Origin of the sequence: Neobacillus driksii, assembly GCF_013409995.1 — a bacterium.
GTDB classification, from domain to species: Bacteria; Bacillota; Bacilli; order Bacillales; family Cytobacillaceae; genus Neobacillus; species Neobacillus driksii.
Genome location: NZ_JACCBX010000002.1, coordinates 185301 through 207156, shown reverse-complemented (window position 1 = coordinate 207156; position 21856 = coordinate 185301). Strand labels below are relative to the sequence as shown.

The 21856-nt window shown below is 38.2% G+C and carries 22 protein-coding genes and 1 pseudogene; 13 read left to right on the top strand and 10 right to left on the bottom strand.

The window, feature by feature from the left end:
* Positions 1 to 63: 63 nt before the first annotated feature.
* The 8 genes from F4694_RS04245 to F4694_RS04210 all read left to right on the top strand — a co-directional run bounded on the left by F4694_RS04245 (position 64) and on the right by F4694_RS04210 (position 8218).
* The gene (locus F4694_RS04245) at positions 64 to 384 is read left to right on the top strand and encodes a PTS lactose/cellobiose transporter subunit IIA (protein ID WP_179595656.1); all 321 of its coding nucleotides are present in this window, start codon (positions 64 to 66) and stop codon (positions 382 to 384) included.
* Between the two features lie 16 nt (positions 385 to 400).
* Positions 401 to 1714, top strand: coding sequence for a 6-phospho-beta-glucosidase (locus tag F4694_RS04240; RefSeq protein ID WP_179595655.1), 1314 nt, complete (start codon positions 401 to 403; stop codon positions 1712 to 1714).
* A 25-nt stretch (positions 1715 to 1739) separates the two neighbouring features.
* Complete coding sequence (chbG, locus tag F4694_RS04235) at positions 1740 to 2447, top strand: chitin disaccharide deacetylase (RefSeq protein ID WP_179595654.1); 708 nt, start codon at positions 1740 to 1742, stop codon at positions 2445 to 2447.
* A gap of 436 nt (positions 2448 to 2883) precedes the next feature.
* Entirely contained in the window at positions 2884 to 4014 is a 1131-nt protein-coding gene (locus F4694_RS04230) for an acyltransferase family protein (RefSeq protein WP_179595653.1), read from the top strand.
* 71 nt (positions 4015 to 4085) lie between these two features.
* A complete protein-coding gene (locus tag F4694_RS04225; protein WP_179595652.1) occupies positions 4086 to 5213 on the top strand; it encodes a glycerate kinase in 1128 nt (375 codons plus the stop codon).
* A gap of 113 nt (positions 5214 to 5326) precedes the next feature.
* Positions 5327 to 5887: a DNA-3-methyladenine glycosylase I gene (locus F4694_RS04220; RefSeq protein WP_179595651.1), complete on the top strand. Its 561-nt coding sequence runs from the start codon at positions 5327 to 5329 to the stop codon at positions 5885 to 5887.
* A gap of 325 nt (positions 5888 to 6212) precedes the next feature.
* A complete protein-coding gene (locus F4694_RS04215; protein WP_179595650.1) occupies positions 6213 to 7259 on the top strand; it encodes a VanW family protein in 1047 nt (348 codons plus the stop codon).
* Between the two features lie 173 nt (positions 7260 to 7432).
* On the top strand, positions 7433 to 8218 hold the full coding sequence (locus tag F4694_RS04210) for an SDR family oxidoreductase (RefSeq protein ID WP_179595649.1): 786 nt from the start codon (positions 7433 to 7435) through the stop codon (positions 8216 to 8218).
* A 49-nt stretch (positions 8219 to 8267) separates the two neighbouring features.
* On the opposite strand, the gene F4694_RS04205 is transcribed toward F4694_RS04210, so the two are convergent.
* Entirely contained in the window at positions 8268 to 9974 is a 1707-nt protein-coding gene (locus F4694_RS04205) for a hypothetical protein (protein ID WP_179595648.1), read from the bottom strand.
* A 169-nt stretch (positions 9975 to 10143) separates the two neighbouring features.
* Here F4694_RS04205 and F4694_RS32625 point away from each other — a divergent pair, with 169 nt between their 5' ends.
* Entirely contained in the window at positions 10144 to 10539 is a 396-nt protein-coding gene (locus F4694_RS32625; protein WP_306458368.1) for a hypothetical protein, read from the top strand.
* 122 nt (positions 10540 to 10661) lie between these two features.
* A complete protein-coding gene (locus F4694_RS04200) occupies positions 10662 to 11930 on the top strand; it encodes a bifunctional metallophosphatase/5'-nucleotidase (protein ID WP_306458367.1) in 1269 nt (422 codons plus the stop codon).
* Between the two features lie 322 nt (positions 11931 to 12252).
* On the opposite strand, the gene F4694_RS04195 is transcribed toward F4694_RS04200, so the two are convergent.
* The 7 genes and pseudogenes from F4694_RS04195 to rluF form a co-directional block, all read right to left on the bottom strand.
* Positions 12253 to 12720: a YndM family protein gene (locus tag F4694_RS04195; protein WP_179595647.1), complete on the bottom strand. Its 468-nt coding sequence runs from the start codon at positions 12718 to 12720 to the stop codon at positions 12253 to 12255.
* A gap of 114 nt (positions 12721 to 12834) precedes the next feature.
* Complete coding sequence (locus tag F4694_RS31995) at positions 12835 to 13335, bottom strand: IS3 family transposase (RefSeq protein ID WP_308806272.1); 501 nt, start codon at positions 13333 to 13335, stop codon at positions 12835 to 12837.
* Positions 13336 to 13444: 109 nt separating this feature from the next.
* A pseudogene (locus F4694_RS31990) lies at positions 13445 to 13603 on the bottom strand (IS3 family transposase); the annotation flags it as partial.
* 59 nt (positions 13604 to 13662) lie between these two features.
* Positions 13663 to 14001 carry a helix-turn-helix domain-containing protein gene (locus tag F4694_RS04180; protein WP_179595645.1) on the bottom strand — a complete coding sequence of 113 codons (339 nt, stop codon included), beginning with the start codon at positions 13999 to 14001 and terminating at the stop codon, positions 13663 to 13665.
* 13 nt (positions 14002 to 14014) lie between these two features.
* Complete coding sequence (locus tag F4694_RS04175; protein ID WP_179595644.1) at positions 14015 to 14221, bottom strand: helix-turn-helix domain-containing protein; 207 nt, start codon at positions 14219 to 14221, stop codon at positions 14015 to 14017.
* 77 nt (positions 14222 to 14298) lie between these two features.
* Positions 14299 to 16113: an oligoendopeptidase F gene (gene pepF / locus F4694_RS04170; protein WP_179595643.1), complete on the bottom strand. Its 1815-nt coding sequence runs from the start codon at positions 16111 to 16113 to the stop codon at positions 14299 to 14301.
* Positions 16114 to 16224: 111 nt separating this feature from the next.
* On the bottom strand, positions 16225 to 16941 hold the full coding sequence (rluF, locus tag F4694_RS04165) for a 23S rRNA pseudouridine(2604) synthase RluF (RefSeq protein ID WP_179596012.1): 717 nt from the start codon (positions 16939 to 16941) through the stop codon (positions 16225 to 16227).
* A 197-nt stretch (positions 16942 to 17138) separates the two neighbouring features.
* Between rluF and F4694_RS04160 the strand changes: the two genes are divergently transcribed.
* Positions 17139 to 18008 (top strand): cation diffusion facilitator family transporter, encoded by an 870-nt coding sequence (locus F4694_RS04160; RefSeq protein ID WP_179595642.1) that lies wholly within the window; start codon positions 17139 to 17141, stop codon positions 18006 to 18008.
* Between the two features lie 63 nt (positions 18009 to 18071).
* Here the strand turns inward: F4694_RS04160 and F4694_RS04155 are convergent, their stop codons facing one another.
* Positions 18072 to 18467: a hypothetical protein gene (locus tag F4694_RS04155; protein WP_179595641.1), complete on the bottom strand. Its 396-nt coding sequence runs from the start codon at positions 18465 to 18467 to the stop codon at positions 18072 to 18074.
* A gap of 152 nt (positions 18468 to 18619) precedes the next feature.
* Positions 18620 to 19540 (bottom strand): TetR/AcrR family transcriptional regulator, encoded by a 921-nt coding sequence (locus F4694_RS04150; protein WP_179595640.1) that lies wholly within the window; start codon positions 19538 to 19540, stop codon positions 18620 to 18622.
* A 188-nt stretch (positions 19541 to 19728) separates the two neighbouring features.
* Between F4694_RS04150 and F4694_RS04145 the strand changes: the two genes are divergently transcribed.
* Both F4694_RS04145 and F4694_RS04140 read left to right on the top strand, forming a co-directional pair.
* Positions 19729 to 21261, top strand: a complete 1533-nt coding sequence (locus F4694_RS04145; RefSeq protein ID WP_179595639.1) for a DHA2 family efflux MFS transporter permease subunit — start codon at positions 19729 to 19731, stop codon at positions 21259 to 21261.
* Positions 21262 to 21382: 121 nt separating this feature from the next.
* Positions 21383 to 21856: a branched-chain amino acid aminotransferase gene (locus F4694_RS04140; RefSeq protein WP_179595638.1), complete on the top strand. Its 474-nt coding sequence runs from the start codon at positions 21383 to 21385 to the stop codon at positions 21854 to 21856.

Below are 21856 nucleotides of genomic sequence, written 5' to 3'. Positions count from 1 at the left end.
AAGAATAAAAGAGAGCTTGCCCGGCGGCAAGCTCTTGGTATGTCAATTTTGGAGGGTTAAACCATGAATAAAGAAGAATTATATAACCTGTCATTTCAATTAATTTTGCATAGTGGAAATGCCCGAAGTCTGGCGATGGAAGCTATTTTTGCAGCCAAAGAAAAAAGCTTCACACAAGCCTTTGAAAAGCTGGATGAAGCTGATATTGAAATAACTAGAGCACACGTGTTTCAAACACAATTGATTCATGCGGAAGCAGCTGGAGAATCATTCGATATACCGATTATACTTATTCACGCCCAAGATCATTTAATGACTGCTATGACGTTAAAGGATTTAGCAAGAGAGATGGTCGAAATTCGTCAAGAATTGAACAAAGGATAACAAGGGGGAAGGATTTGTGCAAAAGTCTATTAAAATCACAACAATCGGCGGTGGATCAAGTTATACACCGGAACTCGTCGAAGGTTTTATCAAAAGGTATGATGAACTTCCACTGCGGGAGCTTTGGCTTGTAGACGTGGAAGAGGGTAAGGAAAAACTAGAGATTGTTGGGAATCTAGCAAAACGAATGTTTCAAAAAGCTGGACTTCCTGTTGAAGTTCATTTGACCCTAGACCGACGCAAAGCTTTGGCCGGTGCAGACTTTGTAACCACACAATTCAGGGTTGGCTTGCTTGACGCTAGGGCGAAAGATGAACGGATTCCACTAAAATATGGTGTTCTTGGTCAAGAAACAAATGGACCTGGGGGTCTATTCAAAGGCTTAAGGACAATCCCTGTTATTTTAGATATTGTAAAAGATATGAAAGAGCTATGCCCAGATGCCTGGCTGGTTAATTTTACAAATCCAGCTGGAATGGTAACAGAAGCGGTTCTCCGCTATAGTGACCATCGTAAAGTTGTTGGCTTATGTAATGTGCCAATCGGAATGGAAATGGGAATTGCAAAACTATTGAACGTTGAACATTCACGAGTTCGTATTGATTTTGCTGGTCTAAATCACATGGTATACGGTTTAGACGTGTACGTTGACGGTGTAAGTGTAAAGGAGCGTGTAATTGAATTCTTAACGAATCCGGAAAACTCAAGTTTTGTTAAAAATGTACAAGGTCAAGGATGGGAGCAGGAATTCATCCGTGCTTTAGGGGTACTTCCATGCCCATACCATAATTATTACTACAAAACTCGTGAGATGGTAGAGAAAGACATCAAGAATGCGGAAACTGTTGGCACAAGAGCGGAAGTGGTAAAGAAATTAGAAGATGACCTCTTTGAACTTTATAAAGATCCAAATCTTTCAATTAAACCGCCACAACTTGAGAAACGGGGTGGAGCTTATTATAGTGATGCAGCTGTTAGGTTAATTTCATCTATCTATAATGACAAATGTGACATTCAGCCTGTTAATACGATGAATAATGGCTCAATTGCCAGTATTCCTGATGATAGTGCTGTCGAAGTCAGCTGTATGATTACCAAAGAAGGACCGAAACCTTTGGTCATGGGTGATCTTCCTGTATCTGTCCGCGGTCTTGTTCAACAAATTAAGTCATTTGAACGGGTTGCCTGTGAAGCAGCTGTAACAGGTGACTATAATCTAGCGGTTCTTGCTTTAACGATAAACCCGCTTGTTGCATCGGATACGATTGCAAAAAAAATCGTGGATGAAATGTTAGAAGCGCATAAGAAGTATTTACCTCAATTTTTTTAAAAATAAAGAATGGAGGGGCCACAGATTGATCAAACTGATTGTCAATGCAGATGATTTTGGATATTCCAGGGGAATCAATTACGGAATTATCGATGCTCATAGATATGGAATTGTTAATTCCACAACGATGATGATGAATATGCCAGGTGTGAGTCATGCAGTAGGACTGGCGAAAGAACACCCCAGACTAAAGCTTGGCATTCATCTGGTTCTAACATGCGGAAAACCTTTGCGTTCAGACGTTCCAACCCTAGTGGATGAACAGGGGAACTTTAAAAAACTGAAAGATCTTACTAATGATAATAACCTTTCCTTAACAGAACTGGAACGGGAATGGACCGCACAAATCGACCGGTTTTTCGATAATGGTCTAACAGCCACTCATTTTGACAGTCATCATCATGTCCACGGTATTCCAGAATTCTTACCAGTGATCCAAAGGCTGTCCAAAAAATACAATTTACCTGTAAGAAGAATATCCGAACAGCCTGTTGAAGGGGTGACGTCGTTCACTGACCGGTTTTTTCATGATTTTTATGGCGAGGGTGTAACCCAGAATTATTTCATTGAGTTAACTCAGCGCGATGTAGAACATCAAACGGTAGAAGTGATGTGCCATCCAGGTTACCTGGATTTTGAAATTTTAAATGGTTCGTCATATGCAGTCGAAAGAGTGAAAGAGACTAAGATTCTAACCTCTGTTACTTTGCCAGATAATATTATATTACTATAAATTTTGAACAGCCATCGTTTGATGGCTGTTTTGCTTTATTAAATTCTAGGCGCTGTTATCATCATTGTTGATTTTCGTGTAGGAATGAGAATTAATAGGCGGAGAATTTCCGCTTAATGTATATGTGTAAGCTTTAGAAGCAGATATAAGCGGAGATATTCCGGTTAAGTGCTCTAAATAAGACAAAATCCTAAGTTTTGGAACATATAACCGGAAAAACTCCGCCTATTTTTAAGGAAATATGGGTATTTTCCAATTTAGCCGGAATTTCTCCGCTTATTTATCAAACTCAGTATATCAACTTCGGACTTTAACAAAGCTAATTTCAAAAAGAAAATATTGAATTTTTCCCTATAATTCGACAATTGTACTAGTTATTTCATAGTAAAATACTACCAGGATATTGGGTGAATATTATTTTCCAAGGAGATATTTTATGATGAATAGACAATATGATTTAGATTGGATTCGTGTTTTAGCTACATTAGCGGTTTTCATTTACCATTGTTTTATGTTTTTTAATCCTTGGGCTTGGCATGTAAAGAATAATGAGACTGACCCGACTTACATCACAGCCATTTCATTATTTATGAGCTCATGGTTAATGCCAATCTTTTTCGCAGTATCGGGAATTAATTCGTACTACGCTCTACAGAAGAGAACGGGTATCAAATATATAAAGGAAAGGCTTGCACGACTAGGGATTCCCCTTTTGTTTGGGGTCATGATCCTAACCCCGCCTCAAATCTATATGGAACGGGTCAGTCATGGGCAGTATTTCGGCTCGTTTTTCAACTGGTATCCTCACTATTTTGATGGAGTTTACCTCTATATTGGTGGGTCAGGAAATTTTGCATTTGTGGGATTGCATTTATGGTATCTCTTGGTGCTACTAGTTTTTAGTTTGATTACTCTGCCTTTGTTTATAAGAAAGAAACCTTCCGTATCCAAGGATTTAAAACCATTACACCTTATCGTTTTAACCATCCCATTAATGATTGTATCTGTTTTAGTGGATGTGGTAAATCTAGGTGGCTGGGATATTAGTTTTTATCTGGTTATTTTTCTATATGGTTATTTTCTCTTCACTAAAGCTTCTTTTAAGTCTATGGTTCAAAGGCTGCTGCCAATCACGTTGGCACTATCCATTCTTACCACTGTACTTTTTGTGTATGGTTTTATGTCAGGAATGCCTGCAACTGGTAATGGGCTATCCATCCTTTTAGCTGCTGTTAAGGCCTTAAACTGCTGGAGTTGGCTGCTTGTAATTTTTGCCTTTGCCGACAAAAAGCTATCTTTTACAAATAAATGGATGCAGTATGGCAATCAAGCGTCTATGCCCTTTTATGTATTTCATCAACCGGTAATTGTTACAATAGGTTTTATGATTGCAGAGGTTGATTGGTCAATCCCGGTAAAACTTGTCTTTCTTTTATCACTGTCTTTCTTTATCATTATCGGTTTCTACCATTTTATTATCTCTAGAATACGATTTATACGGATTCTATTTGGGATGAAAGGCAAAAGGGAAGAAAGAATGTATTACAAACCAAATGTTAAGATTTAGAGAATATTTTTTTAGGTAATATTTTTAGAATGGTAAAATTTTGCTACTTTACATGTAAAGGACAGATTATAATGAAGTTTGTGTTAGCGCCTGATTCATTTAAGGAGAGTATGTCTGCAAAAAAAGCTGCTCTTGCAATGGAAAAAGGTATTCGTACGATTTTTCCTGATGCAGATTGTGTGATTGTTCCTATGGCAGACGGTGGTGAGGGGACGGTGGAATCACTCGTTAGTATGACGAATGGTGAAATGGTCAAGGTTGACGTCATTGGTCCACTAGGTGAGAAGGTTTTAGCAGAATATGGTCTATTAGGTGAAGGCAAAACAGCTGTGATTGAGATGGCAAGTGCAAGTGGACTAGAATTAATCAAACTAGAAAACCGGAATCCATTAGTGACTACTAGCTATGGAACCGGTCAATTAATAAAGCATGCTCTTGATATCGGAGTAAGTCGTATTTTAATCGGAATTGGCGGAAGTGCAACGAATGATGGAGGAGCAGGAATGCTTCAGGCTCTAGGTGTTTCTTTTAAGGATCAGGATGGCCAGGAACTGCCGTTCGGAGGCGGTGCATTGAACCAATTAGCTTCGATTGATTTAAGTGGATTAGATAGCAGGATTAACAGTGTCAAAATTGATGTGGCATGTGATGTAACGAACCCTTTGATTGGCGTGAATGGGGCATCGGCAGTATTTGGTCCACAAAAAGGTGCAACCCCTGAAGTGGTGAAACTTCTCGATGAAAACTTAGGACATTATGCTGAGGTAATTAAACGAGTATTGGGTAAGGACATTGCACATATAGAAGGTGCTGGTGCCGCTGGTGGTCTTGGTACAGGATTAATGGCCTTTTTAAATGCTAACTTAAAAAAAGGCATGGACTTAGTCATTGAATATACAGGTCTTGAGGATAGAATAAAAGGCGCGGATTATGTTTTTACAGGGGAAGGCAGCATTGATGGACAAACGTTATTTGGCAAGACACCTTTTGGGATAGCATCAATTGCGAAGAAGTATTCGATCCCCGTGATCGCATTTGCTGGCAGAATTGGTAATGGTGTAGAACCACTATATGACCATGGATTTACGTCCATCGTTGGGATATTGAAAGGTTGTACTTCTTTAGATGACGCATTGAAATCCGGTGAAGCCAATTTAGCATTTGCAGCGGAAAATATCTGTCGTGTATTAAAAATATAATGATTGAACATGCTGTCGAATGATTTCGGCAGTTTTTTTTATGTGAAATGGTGAATGATTACTGTGAAAAAAGATAAATTTGTTAAAATAATAGTATGAAGGAGGAATGACCAATGAATCGATGCGGCTGGGTAAATCAGGATCCACTTTATATTGATTATCATGATCATGAATGGGGCGTGCCCGTGTATGATGATCAATTGTTATTCGAATATTTGAACTTAGAGGGGGCACAAGCAGGCTTGAGCTGGTACACAATACTGAAAAAGAGAGAAAATTATCGCAAGGCGTTTGATTATTTTGACCCTAATATCATCATTTCCTACGATGAAAACAAAATTGAAGAACTTTTACAGAATGAAGGAATTGTTCGCAATAAACTCAAAGTCAATGCCGTCATTACAAATGCAAAAGCGTTTTTGAAGGTGAAGGAGGAATTTGGTTCCTTTAGCGAGTATATTTGGTCTTTTGTAGATGGTAAGCCGATTATCCATCACTTTAAAGATTTATCAGAGGTTCCAGCTACGACAGATATTAGTGATAAGTTAAGTAAGGATTTAAAAAAACGCGGTTTTAAATTTGTTGGATCAACGATTTGTTACGCTTTTATGCAAGCCACAGGGATGGTTAATGATCATTTAGAATCATGTATTTGCTTCCATAAAAATACATAGATCAATCTGTTCTTTATATTGAAACGACTGAATGAATTTCACATTACTTACTATAATAAACGAATTTAGCCCTTTACTCTGCTGAAATTATATATTATCCTGTTCTTAATAAGGAACAAAAAGAAGGACTTTTTTCAAATTGAATTGAAACAAATTTGAATGAAGAGCGTCTAATATAATGATTCCAATTTCAGGAAATTTTTCAAAGGAATTTTGTGTCGGATAACGGAATAGATTAGAAGAATGAGAGTGGAAACCTTTTCTGAATATTCGGAAGTGCTGCGTGAGGAATGATGAGATTTGGGGAAAAGAGGAGAAGTAATAAATGTCTATACGGACGTGGGCGATTTCATTCATATTAGTTGGCAGTTTAATAGGGTTAGCAGGATGTGCGGAGAAAACAAACGGTAAAGAAGCTGATCTGGAGCACAAAGTAACAGAACTTGAAAAGAAACTAGAAGAGCAAAAAGCTGCAGAAGAAGCGGCTAGGAAAGCAGAGGAAGAGGCAGAAGCAAAAAGAAAAGCTGAGGAAGAGGCTAAAAAGCCTAAAGTGGTGAATGTAGTCGATCCAACTACCAAAAACATTATTAAAAGCCTGATTCCAGTCGATATGGGATTTGGAACAGATAATGAAAAATATAAGCAGGAGCTTGAAAACTGGGCTAAGGATTTAGCAAGAGGAACAGATACAACGCCCGGCTATGACACGAAGATGATGCTAGATAAAATTGATGCCAATGGTCAGGTGATCAAAGGGAAACCAAGAGTCATTCTTGAAGAAGTAGAACTAGTGGATAAAATAATCGAGGCTTCAGTCAAGGGTGGAGACGTTATCCTTCCAATCTATGTTACTGAAAGCGGATATAAGCCAGAGGATGCTGCCCATTTATCTGAAGTGGTTGTGGCGACATATACAACAAAATTTAATCCAAGTATAACAGGAAGAAATAAAAACATTGAATTGTCTGCACAGGCCATTGATAATGTGATTGTTGGAACAGGAGATATTTTCTCTTTTAACTATACAGTTGGACCGAGTGACGAAGCACATGGATACCAGCCGGCACAAGAAATCGTAAATAAGGAATTGGTTATGGGAATTGGCGGTGGTATTTGTCAAACCTCCTCTACCTTGTTTAATGCAGTTGATCAACTTGCTGTCGACTATGTGGAATGGCACCATCATTCTCTGACAGTCGGTTATGTACCTGAAGGAAGAGACGCAACGGTTTCTTATGGCGGAAAAGATTTTCAATTTAAGAACACAGCGGGTGTGCCGTTATTGATTAAAGCGATTTATAATCCGAATGGCACCTTTACGGTAGAAATGAGAACCTCTGCTGCCTATCAAGCCTTACTCCAAAAGCGATAATTAGTAGTGTGAATGACGTGTAGCCAACTACACGTCTTTTTTTGTTTGAAATAAAAGGAAAAAAGTTGTTTAAAACTTTAGGTGTGAATAAATAATTGAACCAGGATATCCTTTTTATACATGGAATCTTGTTAATAGGGGAATATAAAGGTCAAAAAAGGTGGTTTGATACATTGGAATTATCATTACAAGGTCAAGTAGCTTTCATTACCGGTGCGGGTTCAGGAATTGGCCGCGCCGCAGCTGTGAAATTAGCGGAAAACGGAGCAAAAATTGCTTTAGTCGATTTACACCCAGAAAACTGTACTGAGGTTAAAAGGTTGGTTGAGGAAAAAGGGAGCGAGGCTCTCATAGTAGAGGCCAATGTCTCTTCTGTAGAGGATATGATAAATAGTTATGATCAGGTAATTGAGAAATGGGGAAGACTTGATATTGTTTTCGCTAACGCTGGAATTAATGGCGTTGTCGCTCCCATCGAAGACCTTTCACCAGACGATTGGGACCTGACCATTTCTAATAATCTCAGAAGTACCTTCTTAACCGTTAAATATGCTATACCTCATCTGAAAGAAAAAGGCGGAAGTGTAATCATTACGAGTTCGATTAATGGTAACCGTGTTTATAGAGGCTTTGGGATGTCCGCCTACAGCACATCCAAAATTGGACAGATGGGATTCGGAAAAATGGCAGCTCTTGAACTAGCCAAATTTCGTATACGTGTGAATATTATCTGCCCCGGTGCGATTGAAACAAATATTAACGAAAATACATGGAAAGAAAAAGAAGAGCTGAAAGAAATTGAAATTCCAATCATCTATCCAAAAGGTAGTCAACCCCTTGAGCACCACGCAGGAAAGCCTGAACAGGTAGCTGAACTTGTGTTATTTCTGGCTTCCAAGCAATCCAATCATATTACAGGAACAGAAATTTACATTGATGGTGCGGAGTCACTACTATAATAACCAAAAAACACGATGAAGATTTTACTCTTCATCGTGTTTTTTTAGGTTATTCTAACCCTTCAATCACTATTTCTTTAGCAGGCAGGAAGTCTTCATCCGTATCCAAATAGGTGACATTTACCCGATCTCCCTCTTTAAGATAAATGATCATTGGTTCTTTTTCAGAAGCTAGGATATAACTTTTCTTATTGTCTAAAAGGAATGACACGATAGTGAAGTCCCCAGACTTTTCTTTATAAACACGGAGAACAGTACCAGTTATCTGTTTTTCGTCGGCCTTCGAACTGCCATCCACTGAACCGCCGCCACGTTGGAGAGCGGTTTTATATTGTTTTAGAGCTTCGTTTGGAGTTACACCAAACACGGATATTTCTGGATTAGCAGCTGATACGATAAAGTAATTCTGTAAAAATCCATTCGAATCGAGCACTGGTGTCAGCCAGCTAGCTTCCCCGTAGAAGTTATAAATGACAGGCATTTCCCCATGCCATTTCTTTTCAATAAATTTCTTTTCTATTATTTGCAGAGCACCTTGTGAATCCATATAAGATTCTTCAGGGTTACCTGTATAATAGGTAGCTTCCCCTGTACGCGAGTTGGTCAAGGAGTAACCGAGCATAGAATCGACGCCTTCTTTAGGGGAGGTAAAATCAGTGAAATAATACATAACCCCATTTTGATTAAAAATTGGACTTACATTAGCCTCTGTTCCTTCATCAGAAGGAAGTTTGACATCCGATTTTCCAAAAAGGCTATTCCAAAATCCATGAACATAATTTCCAAAATAGCTGTTTTGCAGGCTGACAATTTCAGGTGATACAGCCCCATCAATAAACTTAGGAACATTTGCAAGAGTATATGACTTTGTTTCCCCATTTTTCGAATCTACTACGACAACACCCTTAACGTCAAAGCCATTTCGTGCTGAAATAAATTGACCGTATGAGCGGATGTAATAAGGTTTCCCATCATCATCAATTTCCAATTGGACATCGCCGTAGAAAATATGTTTCGGGAATTGCATACGAATATGGCGCTCTACATCTTTATTAAAATAGGAAGAAGGTGTATAAATCATGTCTGACTTGATAAATTTTGGGTTAGCAGAAGAATCAGTGGCGCTTAACGTAAAGTAACCAGGTGTTTCCTTTCCTTTCCACCATTTGAAAAATCCAGAAAACTCAACAGGTGCAATATAAACATAATCTCCATTTACTTTTTGAATTTGAAGATTACCCAACTCGTAATAGCTCGTATTTGGTACTTGACCAAAAGCTTTTTTCATTTTATTGCGGGCAAACTCAGGTGGTACACTAGCAGGTGTTTCTTTCTCATCAAAAGATTTAATCTCTACTTTTTGGTCCATCTTAGCAATCTCATATTTTTCATCTGCGTTAAAAACAAAGGCCGTGAGAAAGTAAATTCCAAGAATTAGACTTGCTGCAAAGAGCAGAGCTTTCACTTTTCTTTCCATTCCAGTAGAAATGAGTGCACCCAATGCGGTAATCACTATTGCAAGAACCCATAAAGAAGTTAGGTTTCGGTCAAAATTTGTAAAATAATAGTAAGCAAAAACAGAAGGAATCAAAATAACGATTAAAGCGTTAATAGCTCCCGGAATTAACCTTCCAGCTCCATTAGAACTTTTCTTATTACTTTTTGTATCGGAGGACTTATCATCCCTATAAATCGGTATAAGAACAAGAGCAGACACAATAGCAACAATCAACGAAAACAAAAACATATTCCCCATAACCAATTCCCCTTTTTAATCAAATTCTATTTATCTTGAGTCTAATTATATACGAATATCTAGGAAGAAAGTTTCATTAATAACTTTTTTGAAATGGTCAATTCTGTATAAACATTGTTTTAAAGCAAAAAATACCAATGCTTCTATAGAAAAAACTAGGAGGAATTTTATGCAATGGAATTATAAGATGCTTGTATTTCTGCTTACGATCAGTTTAATGGGGTGTGCCGATAATCAAAATGCTACGGATGGAAACCAAGCAAATAACCAAAATCCACAACAAGTAGCCAACAACTCAAACAATGTAAATCCTAGGAATATGGCGCAAAACAATAGAGGTAATGCTGCCAACCCCACTCAAAACGTAGTAAATGATCAAGGATTGTCAGAAGAATACCATGGCCATATTTCAAATCGTCCGGAAACAAAACAGAAAAAGGAAAAACCCCCTGCTGCGAATAACCGTTTTATTCAAGTACAACTTTTAGGGATTAATGATTTACACGGACAAATAAATGTGACGCGTAATGTTGGTGGAAAACCAGCAGGAGAGCAGATTACTTAGCAGCTTATTTAAAACAAAGGGAAGCAGAAAATAAGAACACTCTTCTTGTACAAGCTGGGGATATGGTAGGGGCAAGTCCACCTGCTTCAGCCCTCTTACAGGATGAACCAGCAATATAGATATTGAACAAACTCGGCTTCGATATTGGAACTGTAGGCAATCATGAATTTGATGAGGGAGTTAAAGAGCTACTTCGTCTTATTAATGGCGGGACTCATGAAGAAACGGGCAATTTTGCTGGAGCCGATTTCCCTTGGGTGGCGGCAAATGTCATCGATCAAAAAACCGGAGAATCCATTTTACCTCCTTATAAAATTTTTAAGGTAAATGGGATGGATATTGGATTTATTGGGGTCGTAACGACAGAGACACCGACGATTGTAGTGCCAAGCGGAGTGGAAGGCTTAACCTTCTCTGATGAAGTGGAAGCTATTAATCGTAATGTAGCAGAATTGAAAAAGCAGGGAGTTCGATCTATCGTTGTCTTAGCACACAATCCAGGTACATCAGGTGTGAATGGTGAAAATCCAACTGGAATGCTTGTCGATATCGCCAATAAGGTTGACGACGAAGTGGATATTATTTTTGGCGGACATAATCATGCTTATATGAATGCAACGATTGACAATAAGCTAGTCGTTCAATCCTATTCTTATGGTACAGCATTTTCTGATGTTGATATTGAGATTGACTCAAAGACGAAAGATATTGTTACCAAGAGGGCAGAAATCGTTACAACGTTTCAAGAAGGTATAAAACCTGACCCCGAAATAGCTGGGATGGTAGCGAAATACGAAGCTACGGTTGAACCGATTGTAAATAGGGTAATAGGAACAACCTCAGTTAATTTAACAGCGCTCCGCAATGATAACGGAGAATCCATCCTTGGAGATTTAATTGCTGACGCTCAAAGGCAGGCATTAAAGACAGACATAGCCTTTATGAATCCGGGCGGTATCCGAGCGGATATTAATCCAGGGGACATTACGTGGGGCGAGATTTACACCGTTCAGCCGTTTAATAATGATATGGTTCAAATGACGATGACAGGACAGCAAATACGCGATGTGCTTAATCAACAATGGGGAACAAAAACAACGATACTTCAAATTTCTGGATTCACTTACACATGGGACGAAAATGCTCCAAATGGACAAAAGGTTGTAAATATCCTACTTCCAGATGGTACTCAAATCGATCCGAATAAAACCTATACTGTAGCCGCTAATATCTTCCTTGCAGGTGGGGGAGATGATTTCACAGTATTTACGAAAGCGCAAAATAAAGTGATAGGGCCAGTTGACTTAGACGTACTCGTAGACTTTATTGCGGCTCAACCAAAACCGTTCACATATGAGATTGTTAACAGAATTCAAAAGGTTAGGTATTAAAAGAGACGTAAATTTTTATGAAGGACTAAACTTAATGAGGAATCTTCTGTTTAGTCTTTCATCACGCTTATGAAGGACTAATCACATGGGAGACTCTCCTGATTAGTCTTTCATTATGCTTATGAAGGACTAATCTCACGGGGAACTCTTTTGATTAGTCTTTCATCATACTTATGAAGGACTAATCTCATTGGGAATTCTACTGATTTGTCTTTCATCAACTTTTTAACCGTTGTATTAATGATCAACAATGAAATTTAACCAACAAAGCTTTAACGATAACAAAAGCTCCCTCTGAACATGAATCAGAGGGAGCTTTACCTTATTGAGGCTTTTTGTTTTCTTCATTCGAGCTTCTTACATCTTGTCTGACTGGAGCCAGCAGCTCTTCTGATGCTTCTGTTTGGTATTGTAATTTCCTTGTTTGCTGCTTCTGTCCGCCTTGGTTTTTAACGACATTATTTGCAACATATTTATGGAACATATATTCAAATATTGCAACTCCAAGTGCGGCAATTAAAGACATTGAAAAATGGTTGTCACCATAGGTGAGATTTTCGCTCATAAACCATATGATTAGAAACGCTAAGCCAAAATCCGCAATGGTTGCAACCGTATTATTGGTTCTTGGTAAAATCATGAGGTCACCGATTAGATATGCTGCAACACCAAGAACAAGTGTGATAAGAAAGATGTTGCTAAATGCCATGTCAAACAATAAACCGAGGATAAGCGACAAAAGGACAAGACTTGAAACAAATTTAATGGCTAAAGCTTTTACATGCTTCATCTTAACACCTCCTTTAAAAAATATTGTGTATAATTTTTTACTAATTATTCATGAATAAAAAAGTGCCAGGGACCCTCTCCACATGATGTGACCCCGAAAAGTTAGAGTTTTATATTAAGCAGCTAATTGGCTGGTATGGATACGGTATTGAACCGGACTCATGCCTGCCAATTTTTGCTTTATGCGCTTGTTATTATAATAATTGATATATTCTTCAATTCTCTTTTTTAATTCTTCAAAAGAGCACAGTGATTCCCCATAATACATTTCTTGTTTTAGTAATCCGAAAAAGTTCTCCATGGGCGAATTATCTAAACAGTTTCCTTTTCGTGACATGCTCTGAAACACTTTGTATTCCTTGAGCTTTTTTACCCATTTATTATGTTGATAATGCCACCCTTGATCAGAATGTACAGTTGTTCTAAAATTTGAATCTTTTTCAATTTCTAGAGCTTTCTCGAGAGGTTTGATTGCTAATTCTAAGGTTGGGCGCATACTTATCCCATATGATAGAATTTCGCCGTTGAACATATCCATAATTGGATTTAAATACAACTTTAAACCGTCTAAACACTTGAATTCCGTAATATCTGTTGTTAATTTTTGATGACACACAGTTGTGTGAAAGCAACGATTGATTACGGTTCTCGGCAACAGTTCCAGTCGTTCCTTTATATGAACTGTACTTGCGTGATTTTAATCTGAATTTATCTCCCTTGAGCCCACGCTTATTCATAATGCGTTGAACCTTCTTATGATTCGCTTTTATTCCACGGTTTCTCAATTCTAAATGAACACGACGATAACCGTAATTTCCTTTATGTTCTTCGAAAATGGATTGAATAATTTCCTCCAATTCCTGGTCTGGATTTTCCTTCTTCATGTTCTTAATATGATAATGGTAGGAGGATTCGGGAATGCCGACTACTTGTAAAACATCCTTTAATTTGAAGGTTTCTTTGAGTTCAAATGATAACGCTGCTTGTGCTTTTCGAGATAGCCCTTCGGATCCATCTGAAAAGCTCGCAACTTTTTTAAGTATGCTACCTCTAAACGTAGAAGTTCGTTTTCTCTTTCCAACTTTTGTTCATATGTCATTTCTTTTGGTTCTGTGGTTTTTTTGGTCTTTGCTTTATCAGGCATAGGAGGCCGTCCTTTAGGTTTATTCAGGCCTTCAACACCCCCCTCATGAAAAGCTTTCTTCCATGAAGCTATCAAGGGAGAATTCGTTAACCCGAAATGGAGGGCTGTTTCCGTTTCAGAAGAACCTGTTCTCATCATAAAGCTTAATACATCAAGCTTGAATTGGAACAGAATAAGTTTCCTTATGTTTCTTCCTCACTAACCCTTCAGCTCCGAATTTCTCGTAAACTTTAACCCACCTCTTAAGTTGAGCGCTGCTTTTCATCCCATACTTCTCAGCTAAAGGGTTATATCCCAATTTACCCTCTTGATACTCTCTTACTAACATTAACTTGAATTTTCCACCATATTTCGCCATAAAAAAACACCCCGAAAGCTAGATTTCACTCTAACTTTCGGGGTGCACCTCAACATGAGAAGGTGCCTGGCACTTTTTTACTCGTATGATTTTTCTAGCTCATCGATTAGGGAACCGACATATGCCACTGCTTTTCGAACTGGCTCTGGTGTCGACATATCTACACCAGCATGTTTTAAAAGCTCAAGCGGTTTCATCGTTCCGCCTGCACGAAGGACTTCCAGCCAGGTGTCAACGACAGGCTGACCTTGTTCTAGTATCAATTGCGCCACAGAAGTAGAGGCAGTTAAACCAGCAGAATACGTGTATGGATATAAGCCCATATAATAGTGAGGCTGTCGCATCCAAGTTAGGCTCGCACCTTCATCGATTTCCACCGTATCCCCCCAGAATTCTGTGAGTACAGCTCTAGTCACTTCAGATAAAGTATTGGCAGTAAGCGCTTTACCGTTTTCTGCTAACGCATACACTCTGCGTTGATATTCAGCCTCTAGTAAGTGAGTAACAAAATTATGATAATACGTTCCAAGCAACTGAAGCACTACCCAGCGACGCATTTCCTTGTCTTCATAATTTGCTAATAGGTGCTGTCCTAATAAAAGCTCATTCATAGTAGATGGAGCTTCAATAAAATATAAGGAAGGGCGGACATTCATGATTCTTTGATTTTTGTTTGCAAGGTAAAAATGGCCTGCGTGACCGAATTCATGTGCAAGGGTGAAGCAGCCGCGCATATTATCCTGCCATGTTACTAAAATGTATGGGTGTGCACCATAAGGGCTTGAACAGAAGGCACCTGTCGATTTACCGATATTATCGGCAAGATCTACCCACCGCTCTTTAAAGCCTTTTTCAATAATTTCACTATACTCAGGTCCCATTACCTTCAATGATTCCAGGATAAGTTGACTTGCTTCTTCGTAGGTTGTTTCAGGATTAAAATCGGGATCCAATGGTGCTTTTAAATCACAAAACTTCATGACATCAAGGCCTAAAGCCTTTTTCTTAAGCTGAGCAAACCGGCGCATATGAGGGGCGAGCTCTTTAAAAATAATATCGATTTGATTGTTATACATCTCAAGTGTTACTTTCTGTGGTTCTAATAGCATTTGTTCAACTGACTGATAATTTCTTAAACGTGAAAGAGTCACTTGCTTCTTTATTTCAGCAGAATAGGCAGCAGCGATCGTGTTTTTGTATTGTTTAAGAGTAGAAACAAAAGAGTCATATGCTTTTCTGCGTGTTTCTGTATCTGCAGAGAACTCATAGCGATTTTCAAATAGAGCAAAAGAAACTGGTAACTCATTTCCTTTGCTATCAAAAATAGGGGAAAAGTCCATGTCTGCTAATTTAGCCATATTATAAACGGTATAAGGGGCACCATGAACCTCACCCAAAGCGGCTAATACTTCTTCCGTTTCTGGTGAAAGTCGATGTTTTTTTGTTTCAAGCAGCTCGAGTAAATCCTTTCTGAATGGTTGAAGTTCTGAGTTCTCTTGAAGATATTTTTCAACTGTTCCTTCTTCAAGTGAAAGGATTTCGGAATTTATAAATGATAATGCAGCAGTCATTTTTGTCCTTAGTGCAGCTAATTTGGCTGAATTAGCTTGATTAACAGGATCAGTCCCATCAGCAGATTGCTTTAAGCTTGCGTAGGTCGCTGCTTTGACCATTTTCATTAATAGTTGTTCTTGAGCGATCAAGCATGCTGCTAACTCTTTTGAACTAGTATGTAACGTACCTTTAAAGACCTCAATCTTTGCGGTATCATTTTCAATCAGAGCAAGTTCTGCTTCCCATGCCTGATCTGACACAAATAGATCATCAAGATTCCATGTTAATTCCTCTGGAACTTCTGACCGGGTAACCCGTTTTTCTACTGTCTTTTCCATTTATTTCTCCTCCTCTAAACCTTCGTGTTCCTAAGTAATATCATATATTATTTGAATATTAAAGCAAATAAAAAAATGAGTCGAACTGGTAACGTTTCGACTCATTATTTTTCACCATTCTCTAGGTTCATAATTGAGATCACTAAATAATTGCTGCTTTTCCTTTTTCGTTAAATCTCTCCATTGGCCAACAGGGAGGTTTCCTAAGTTAATATTCATAATCCGAATTCGCTGAAGGCGGACAACGGAATATCCGAGAGCAGAGCACATCCGTCGAATTTGACGATTCAACCCTTGAGTCAAAATAATCTTAAACACATACTTTGACAGCTGTTCCACTTTACATGGGAGGGTTTTCGTATCTAGAATTCTAACGCCTTCAGACATTTTTTTTAAAAACTCCGAAGTAATCGGCTTATCCACGGTTACAATATATTCTTTTTCATGCTTATTCTCCGCCCGGAGTATTTCGTTGACAATATCTCCGTCATTCGTTAACAGGATTAACCCGTCTGAATCTTTATCTAATCTGCCAATGTTAAAAATTCGTAGAGGGTGGTTGACTAAATCGATGATATTACCCTTGATATGTCGTTCAGTTGTACTTGTAATCCCAACGGGTTTATTAAGGGCAATATAAACATAATTCTTGGCGACCCTAATGGTTTCACCGTTTACACGGACCACATCCCCAGGCTCGACTTGACTGCCGACCTTAGCGACTTTCCCATTAATCGTGACTCTTCCTTCTTCTATCCATTTATCTGCACCGCGCCTTGACGTTTTACCAGACTCGGAAATAAATTTATTTAATCGCAGGTTAAACACATCCTTAATTTGCACAATATGTTCTTAGAATACTTAACTGCAAGCTGAATTTCAAGGTTAACTTGACTCTAGTTTTTACCTGAACCAACTCTTTTTCAAACTTGTTATAAAGTTCGAGCAGGGGAAAAAGGTTTCTCTAGACCCACTAGATGTTTTTGTTCAATAATATAGATAAGGCTTAGAAATGGGTGAAGAAAATGGAAGAACAAGGCTTTTTGGATTTAAAAAGAGGAGAGCGCGGAGCAATCGTCAGTATTATTGCCTATATTTGCTTGTCAGCATTAAAACTAGCAGTTGGATATATAGCAAATTCCGAGGCATTGAAAGCAGACGGTTTAAATAATCTAACAGATATCATTGCATCAGTGGCAGTTCTGGTTGGTCTAAGATTATCCCAAAGACCGGCGGATGATGATCATCCTTATGGACACTGGAAAGCAGAAACCGTAGCTTCCATGGTCGCTTCCTTTATCATGGCGGCCGTCGGTTTAAAGGTTGCATACGAAGCGATCGTCAGTATTTTTTACGTACAAATAGGAGCACCAGACGTTATCTCGGCATGGACGGGGCTTTTTTGTGCGTTCGTCATGTATTGGGTTTATCGGTATAATAAAAAACTAGCAACAGACATAAACAGTCAATCGGTCATGGCTGCAGCAAAGGATAATCTCTCTGACGCCTGGGTAAGTGTGGGTACCTTTATAGGTATAATGGGTGCACAGTTTGGACTCCCTTGGCTTGATCCTTTGGCAGCAGTAATTGTCGGTCTTCTCATTTGTAAAACGGCATGGGACATTTTTAAAGAGGCCTCGCTCTATTTAACGGATGGATTTGATGAAAAGGAAATAGAAGTATATAAACAAACCATCCATCATTGCCAGGGCGTAAAGGGTGTGAAAGAAATTAAAGCTAGAAATTACGGGAATAATGTTGTTGTTGATGTTGTCATTCTCGTAAATTCCACGTTAGATGTAAAAAAGGCGCATGATATCGCTACACAAGTTGAAGAGGAGTTAATCAGGACACATAAGGTGTATGATGTACATGTTCACGTAGAACCGAAATAAGACCATACATAAACACAAAAAGGATGGAGTTTTTACACTCCATTCCTTTTTGTGTTTTTATTTCTAGTAATTTTTTCTACGCATTTTATATACTTGCATGTTATTCCCATCCCAGCCTCTTGTGATAATGAAATTACCACTTATCGTTTCGTATAGTCTTACATTGCTAGGATTAGATTCATCCCGTTTTTCTTTCGGGGAATCAGCGGTTTCAACGTCTTCGATAGTATTATCGGTTGCCAGGTTTCCTATAGTATTATCGGTAGCCAGGTCTTCGAACGTATTATCGGTAGCCAAGTCTTCGAACGTATTATCGGTAGCCAGGTCTTCGATCATGATGATTGGGCTTTTTTCTATATCTGGGCTTAGAGAATCCTTGAGATTAGGTCTATGACCCCAGAACTTGAAAGAATCAAATATTGATCTTCTTTCATTTTTATCCGCCATGAAATCTTCCATTGTTTTGCACCTCCATAGCTTTATAAAGCAGTTTCAGCTGCTCCTCCTCAATTAGTCAAACAAACCATTGTTAATACTAATTTACGTAAAACTACCTAGAAATGCATGGGCATACGCTCAGTCTATAAAATTCTCATAAGAAAATGTCTATTTTAGTGTTCTTCTTCATTTTCCTCCAATTGATGAAAGTAAGCAGTAATAATTTCATTAAGCTGATGAAGCTCTTTTTCCCAGACACCTGCAGCGTTATTTTGCAGGGTTTGAAGGGTGCTCTCGATTAGGAATTTCCTTGGGGCACGAGTATGCATGATTTCTTCTTGGATAAAATCTAGCAATTCATTATATTTTTCTTGATCGTTTTTATCTTGAAAGTGTTTTGTAATGCAATTTCTCATAGGACTGACGATTTTGTAAAATTGAACGATTAATTCATGGTTATTTTTTTGAAGCCCTGGAAGCCAATTGTCTAAAAGCTCAGGCGGGTGCAATTGTTCTTCAGCTTGTGCTACTTCGTCCACCATTTTTACTAAACGATTTACACTAAATCTGACAACCTGACTAATTTTCTCATTTGAATCGGTTGCCAAGCGATTGTATTGGAGATTGTGCTGCATAAGTCCCTGAAACATGATGGCACAATCTAACAAGTATGGTTTATTTTTTTCGCCGAAGATATCAATAAACCTGGTATACATCCATCTGAGTGAACGTAATCGCGCGATGCGGATATATTGTTTCAAATCTACATCGTTTGTTGACATTACTTCCTCATATAGAGCAATTAACTTATTTTTGCGGTTAGAAATCATTTGCATTACTAATTGTTTTATAAAGACCTCGATATCTGAAGGGCTCTTGCCAATTAATAAATCGTCTCGTTCCTTTTGGAGTTTCTTAAAGGTTGCTTTATAAATCGCAATTAATAGCTCGCTTTTTGATGAAAAATATTTGTAAAAGGTTCCTTTTGAGATACCGCTAAAATCTAAAATGTCCTGTATCGATGTAGCTTGAAAACCTTTTTCAATAAATAATTGATGGGCCTTGTTAATGACATGCTGTTTTCGATCATTCATTTTATCACCTATAATCCGGAGTATACTAACTGTATAAAAATATACTACATTAAAAATTTGGGCATTACAAATCCATAAATTTGTAGTGTTTTTTGATTGCAAAAAATGAACCGACGGTATATTATTAATAAAGCGTGAAACAAGGGTATAAAAAAATGAACAAAGAGTTTACACAGGGGGTATAGAACATGGAACAAGTAAAAAATGAAACGAAACGTCCCCCATACGGGATTATCTCAATCCTGATGATTGGGGCTTTTATTGCTTTTTTAAACAACACACTACTAAATATTGCACTTCCTTCCATCATGGCGGATTTAGAGGTTGATGCGTCAACTGTGCAATGGCTAACGACAGGATTTATGTTAGTGAATGGTGTATTAATTCCCACAACTGCATTCTTGATTCAAAAATATTCGGTACGTAGGCTTTTCATAGTAGCAATGGGCTTGTTTACTGCGGGTACCATTCTTGCAGGTTTTGCCCATGTGTTCCCAATTTTATTAGCAGGCAGGATGACTCAAGCTTCTGGTTCAGCTATCCTAATGCCGTTATTAATGAATGTCATGCTAGTAAGCTTCCCAATTGAAAAAAGAGGAGCAGCCATGGGGATTTTCGGATTAATCTTAATGGGTGCACCGGCCATCGGGCCAACATTATCAGGATGGTTAATCGAACATTACGACTGGAGAATGCTCTTCCACTTTGTGACGCCAATTGCGGTGGTTATCTTTTTAATCGGATTTTTCCTATTAAAAGATAAGAAGGAAAAGGTTGATATTCGAATTGATATGATATCCGTTTTACTTTCAAGTGTCGGCTTTGGAGGTTTACTTTATGGCTTCAGCTCTGCAGGAAAGCAAGGATGGGATAGTCCACAGGTTTATTTGACGATTGCGATAGGAGCTATTTCATTACTAGTATTTATCCTGCGTCAATTAAAACAAGAACGTCCAATGCTTAATTTTAAAATCTTTAAATATCCAATGTTTGCCTTATCATCGGCCATCTCGATGGTTGTTACAATGGCGATGTTTTCTGGGATGCTGCTGTTACCGATTTATGTTCAAACATTACGCGGCATTTCACCGATGGATGCTGGTCTAATGATGCTGCCTGGTGCGATCTGTATGGCGGTTATGTCACCGGTAACAGGTAAACTATTTGATAAATTCGGCGGTCGGTTGTTGGCTGTAATTGGTTTAACAATCACAGTGATAACCAGCTATCTTTTAAGTCAGTTAACATTTGAGACTACTTATTTCCATTTAATTCTTTTATATACAGTCCGTATGTTAGGAATGTCAATGGTAATGATGCCGGTTTCGACCAATGGTCTTAACCAGCTGCCTGCACGTTTCTACCCACATGGTACAGCGATGAACAACACACTTCAGCAGGTTTCTGGAGCGATAGGAACAGCCTTATTGGTAACTATCATGTCTAATCGTGCTGAGTCAAAGGGGAAGGAACTTGGTGAAGTTGCTATGGCAAAACTGACTGAACAGCCAACCCAAGAGGCCTTAGCTCAAATGAAGCAGCAAATTATGATGCAGGCAACATTAGATGGTATAAATTTCGCGTTCTTCATCTCAGTATTTATTGCGGCAGTTGCACTAGTCCTTGCCTTCTTTATGAAACGTGCGAAACAAGCAGAAGATACTGTTGAAGAAAACCCTGTTGGAAAAAAAGTCGTAAACAATAAACTTGCAGAAAATTAATAGGGATCGAAACGTCTATACTCTTTGTGAGTACAGGCGTTTTTTTATATTAAAATTTGCTTTTTTATTTGACATACCTCTATAGTAAATGTGGGAATACCTAGTAGTAGGAGGTTTTATTATGGAAAACAAATCGAACCCTAGTTTTACTGATGCTTATATCGAACGCTGCAGCAAGGAAACAGAATCGATGATTGCGAATGAATCGTCGAGTTTTTTAACAAATCCAATTACATATTTAAAAGAACATAAAAGTGAATTTATTTATGTAGAGTCAGCTTTGTTTGAAGATGTCGGTGTCGAAGGTGTGTCAATCGAGGTTGATGATGTATTCGGTACCTATGATGTCATGCTGGGTTTGAAGCTTCAAAAGAAGTTTGAAAAAATGTTAAAGGAACAGCTTAATAACTCTTTGCAAGGTGATGAAGCGAAGTTTGATTTAATGTTTAGCCATGATGATGGGTTATGGGATTTGAACTTTGCCTTAGATTATGTAGAGGGATATAGAGAAAATCTATCCATACATGAGTCCCTTCAATTAATTCACCAGTTTTTATCTGCTTTAGTTCATACCATTAAACAAACAACCAGTTGA

What these genes read in the sequence shown, in the direction of transcription:
- F4694_RS04205 (WP_179595648.1), bottom strand. Translation starts at nt 9,974, where the DNA reads ATGGGGAATATGTTTTTGTTTTCGTTGATTGTTGCTATTGTGTCTGCT.
- F4694_RS04140 (WP_179595638.1), top strand. Translation starts at nt 21,383, where the DNA reads ATGGAAAACAAATCGAACCCTAGTTTTACTGATGCTTATATCGAACGC.
- F4694_RS04220 (WP_179595651.1), top strand. Translation starts at nt 5,327, where the DNA reads ATGAATCGATGCGGCTGGGTAAATCAGGATCCACTTTATATTGATTAT.
- F4694_RS04145 (WP_179595639.1), top strand. Translation starts at nt 19,729, where the DNA reads ATGGAACAAGTAAAAAATGAAACGAAACGTCCCCCATACGGGATTATC.
- F4694_RS04180 (WP_179595645.1), bottom strand. Translation starts at nt 14,001, where the DNA reads ATGATGAGAACAGGTTCTTCTGAAACGGAAACAGCCCTCCATTTCGGG.
- pepF (WP_179595643.1), bottom strand. Translation starts at nt 16,113, where the DNA reads ATGGAAAAGACAGTAGAAAAACGGGTTACCCGGTCAGAAGTTCCAGAG.
- F4694_RS04225 (WP_179595652.1), top strand. Translation starts at nt 4,086, where the DNA reads ATGAAGTTTGTGTTAGCGCCTGATTCATTTAAGGAGAGTATGTCTGCA.
- F4694_RS32625 (WP_306458368.1), top strand. Translation starts at nt 10,144, where the DNA reads ATGCAATGGAATTATAAGATGCTTGTATTTCTGCTTACGATCAGTTTA.
- F4694_RS04150 (WP_179595640.1), bottom strand. Translation starts at nt 19,540, where the DNA reads ATGAATGATCGAAAACAGCATGTCATTAACAAGGCCCATCAATTATTT.
- F4694_RS04160 (WP_179595642.1), top strand. Translation starts at nt 17,139, where the DNA reads ATGGAAGAACAAGGCTTTTTGGATTTAAAAAGAGGAGAGCGCGGAGCA.
- F4694_RS04245 (WP_179595656.1), top strand. Translation starts at nt 64, where the DNA reads ATGAATAAAGAAGAATTATATAACCTGTCATTTCAATTAATTTTGCAT.
- F4694_RS04195 (WP_179595647.1), bottom strand. Translation starts at nt 12,720, where the DNA reads ATGAAGCATGTAAAAGCTTTAGCCATTAAATTTGTTTCAAGTCTTGTC.
- F4694_RS04215 (WP_179595650.1), top strand. Translation starts at nt 6,213, where the DNA reads ATGTCTATACGGACGTGGGCGATTTCATTCATATTAGTTGGCAGTTTA.
- F4694_RS04155 (WP_179595641.1), bottom strand. Translation starts at nt 18,467, where the DNA reads ATGGAAGATTTCATGGCGGATAAAAATGAAAGAAGATCAATATTTGAT.
- F4694_RS04230 (WP_179595653.1), top strand. Translation starts at nt 2,884, where the DNA reads ATGATGAATAGACAATATGATTTAGATTGGATTCGTGTTTTAGCTACA.
- F4694_RS04175 (WP_179595644.1), bottom strand. Translation starts at nt 14,221, where the DNA reads ATGGCGAAATATGGTGGAAAATTCAAGTTAATGTTAGTAAGAGAGTAT.